General features: G+C 44.6%; 2 protein-coding genes and 1 pseudogene. 1 reads left to right on the top strand and 2 read right to left on the bottom strand.

Annotated elements, in window-relative coordinates:
* Positions 1–144: 144 nt before the first annotated feature.
* On the bottom strand, positions 145–1,530 hold the full coding sequence (argH, locus tag LC574_RS35425; RefSeq protein WP_229458297.1) for an argininosuccinate lyase: 1,386 nt from the start codon (positions 1,528–1,530) through the stop codon (positions 145–147).
* A gap of 115 nt (positions 1,531–1,645) precedes the next feature.
* Positions 1,646–1,855 (bottom strand): hypothetical protein, encoded by a 210-nt coding sequence (locus LC574_RS35420; RefSeq protein ID WP_229458296.1) that lies wholly within the window; start codon positions 1,853–1,855, stop codon positions 1,646–1,648.
* Positions 1,856–1,964: 109 nt separating this feature from the next.
* On the opposite strand from LC574_RS35420, the pseudogene LC574_RS35415 reads away from it, so the two are divergent.
* A pseudogene (locus LC574_RS35415) lies at positions 1,965–2,375 on the top strand (Rpn family recombination-promoting nuclease/putative transposase); the annotation flags it as partial.
* Positions 2,376–2,493: the final 118 nt, after the last annotated feature.

Genomic DNA, 2,493 nt, shown 5'->3' with positions numbered 1-2,493 from the left:
TCTTAATCATTTAACATTACCACAAGGTGGCTTTTTTCCTGAACCCTGGCCCACATTTACTCCAGAACTTAATGTTTCCCAAATCACCTTCTCCTCTGCCTAATTTTTAAATACCTACCCTTGAAAGCTACTCCCCCTACTCCCTCATTGAGCCATTTGAGCGCGGGCGGCTGTGAGTGCTTTGCTTACCTGTAGAAAGCCAGTACCACCGTAACTGTTGCGGGCTGCGACAATTTGACGGGGGGATATCGCCTCATAAATATCTGCCGCAAATGCCGGATGTAGTTGTTGCCACTCTTCCAATTTCAAATCTTTTAGAAGTTTACCTGCGGCAATACTAGTTTTTACGACTTTACCCACGAGATTGTAAGCTTCCCGGAAAGGAACGCCCCGTGCTGCCAGATAATCTGCGACATCGGTAGCGTTAGAAAAATCTTCCGCCACAGCTTCTGCTAAACGTTGGCTACGAAATTCTAAGCCTTCCCTGAGCAAAATCGTCATTGCTTCTAGAGAGGCTTTGACTGTGTTGACGCTATCAAATAGACCTTCTTTATCTTCTTGCAGGTCTTTGTTATACGCCAAGGGTAGCCCCTTCATAATGACCAACATCGCCTGGAGATGACCGAATACACGCCCTGTTTTCCCCCGCACCAATTCTGGTACATCGGGGTTTTTCTTTTGGGGCATGATACTGGAACCTGTGGCACAGCTATCTTTGAGGGTGACAAAGCGAAATTCTTCTGATGACCAAAGAATGATTTCTTCTGCAAGGCGGCTGAGGTGAACCATAATCAAGCTAGCGGCACACAAGAATTCGATCGCAAAATCGCGATCGCTCACTCCATCAAGGCTATTAGCATAAATATCGTCAAAATTCAAGAGTTTGGCTGTGTAGTGGCGATCAATGGGGAAAGTTGTTCCCGCTAAAGCACCGCATCCCAAGGGTGAGATATTCACGCGGCGAGAAACATCTCCTAAGCGTTCCCAGTCGCGTTGCGCCATTTGAAAGTATGCCAAGAGGTGGTGAGCTAAACTCAGGGGTTGGGCGCGTTGTAGGTGAGTATAACCAGGAATCAGGGTTTCAACGTGTTTTTCGGCTATATCTAGTAAAACACCTTGAAATTCTCGCAATTCGCTTCTGATTTGTTGGATTTGGTCGCGGAGGTAGAGTCTAGTGTCAGTACCAACTTGGTCATTACGCGATCGCGCTGTATGCACTTTTTTACCTACATCGCCAACAATTTCTGTCAGTCGCCGTTCAACTGCAAAATGTACATCTTCAGCATCGACACCAGGCTGAAATTTCCCCTGGCGGTACTCTTGGCGAATTTGTTCTAAACCTGCAACTAGTTGCTCACCTTCTTGTTGAGAGATAATGCCCGTGTGAGCGAGCATTTTGGCATGGGCTTGAGAACCAGTAAGGTCATATTCTATTAATTCAATATCAAAATTTATACTGGCATTAAAACGAGCGATCGCCGGATGCAACGCTGATTCAAACCTCTGGCTCCAAGTTTCTTCTTTGGTCATAAATATTATGAGGGGAGTGGGGAGTGGGGAATGGGGAGTGATGATTTAGGAAGAGAGGAAGACAATTTTCCTGATTTCCTACTCCCTACTCCCTACTCCCCACTCCCCCCTAAATTCAACCGTAGCTAGTTAGATTCCGAATTATATAGCCAATGACTAAACCAATCAACAATGCCCACACTTGACCTGTTTGTATAAAGTGACGCCAAGATTTTTCAATCTGACCCATCAAGTCTGGATCGGTAATTGTTTGTGCTAGTAGTGCTGTCAAATTTATAGGCAAATGCCAAAGTACCTGAAATGTCAAATTGTTGAAGTAATTCATACTTAGTCACTGAGAAGACTTTTATGTCATAACCTTTACTTCAAACTATGTCCACTGATCAACTACTTTCAGTCAAGAAGATCGTTGTGCCGCTTGGTAAAATTTCCTCATGTTTGATAGTGTTTGCAAATTTCTTGTAGAAACCTTCGCCAGTGATTTTGCCACCTGGCTGCTAGGAGAACCCGTAGCCCTCACCAAGTTAAGTCCCTCAGAACTTTCCTTAGAACCAATTCGCGCTGATGCGCTGATATTACTCCAATCTGAGGAAGTTGTGCTGCATCTGGAATTCCAAACTCAGCCTAAAGTCGATATTCCATTTCGGATGATTGATTATCGGTTACGAGTATATCGCCGTTTTCCTCACAAGCGAATGCGCCAAGTGGTGATTTATCTGCAACAGACTAATTCCGAACTGGTGCAACAAACAACATTCACTCTGGAAGACACCTTCCATCGGTTCCAAGTCATTCGCCTTTGGGAACAACCAACAAATGTCTTTTTTCAATCTCCGGGATTGCTATAGGATTCCTATTTGATTTTTGAATAAACACCGTACACCTCGAAAAGCCTGATTCCCTACTCCCTACTCCCTATTCCCTACTCCCCGCCTACGCAAATAATTTCAAAAATCAAAGCGG

The sequence above is a fragment of the Nostoc sp. CHAB 5715 genome, assembly GCF_020829685.1.
Classification (GTDB): Bacteria; Cyanobacteriota; Cyanobacteriia; order Cyanobacteriales; family Nostocaceae; genus Nostoc.
Note: the sequence above shows the minus strand (reverse complement) of the source record. Positions and strands in the feature narration are given on the sequence as shown.

Bases quoted from the DNA above. Each gene is read 5' to 3' on its own strand.
- LC574_RS35420 (WP_229458296.1), bottom strand. From the start codon at position 1,855: ATGAATTACTTCAACAATTTGACATTTCAGGTACTTTGGCATTTGCCT.
- argH (WP_229458297.1), bottom strand. From the start codon at position 1,530: ATGACCAAAGAAGAAACTTGGAGCCAGAGGTTTGAATCAGCGTTGCAT.